Origin of the sequence: Microvirga tunisiensis (genome assembly GCF_009296175.1) — a bacterium.
GTDB lineage: Bacteria > Pseudomonadota > Alphaproteobacteria > Rhizobiales > Beijerinckiaceae > Microvirga > Microvirga tunisiensis.
Map to the genome: position 1 here is coordinate 1 of NZ_VOSK01000988.1, position 574 is coordinate 574.

General features: G+C 68.8%; 2 protein-coding genes. Both read right to left on the bottom strand.

The genetic code is table 11. The features are described from left to right. Nucleotides 1–205, bottom strand: a 205-nt coding sequence (locus FS320_RS44875) for a hypothetical protein (RefSeq protein WP_202882976.1), incomplete at its 3' end; no start/stop codon positions are given. Continuing rightward, nucleotides 202–574, bottom strand: a 373-nt coding sequence (locus tag FS320_RS46950) for a Mu transposase domain-containing protein (protein ID WP_420846868.1), incomplete at its 5' end; no start/stop codon positions are given. The genes FS320_RS46950 and FS320_RS44875, both read right to left, overlap by 4 nt.

Below are 574 nucleotides of genomic sequence, written 5' to 3' on the forward strand. Positions count from 1 at the left end.
TTTTCAACGAGGTTTTCACCCGCCGTCCTTCGCGCCCTGACTGCTCCACCGCCAGCAGCCGGTCCAGAAAGGCATGCGGGGCCATCGCCTCGGCCACAGCCTCAGTCAGAAGATGATCGAGGTGCTCAGCCGCATAGGAGCAGCCCAGTGCCAGGAGCCGCTCGCGCGTCGTGTCGATATCCAGCCTGAGCTTGCCGGGGGTCATCGCGCCACCTCCGCCAGAGCCGCATACAGGTCGATCGACCGGTGCACCACGGGAGCCTGGGCCAAGTCCTGGAGGCGGGCGCCCAGGCGTCCGAGCGGGGGCGGAGCCATCACCCGCTCCGTGCTCGGCCCGTCATAATGCGCCTGATCGATCAACAGGCGGGCCGGGGTCCCGCGCGGATGCGTGGCCACCACCTCGCAGGCCTTCAGGATCTGCACCTGTCCGGCGGTGCCGCGCACCTCGACCTGCTGCCCGATGAGCCGGAACGGAACGCTGTACTGGCGTCCCTCGAACGCCACCAGCCCGTCAAGACCGACCTGGCGGGTGGCCACCAGATCGAACGGCTCCGGCAATGTCTCGGGCACCCGG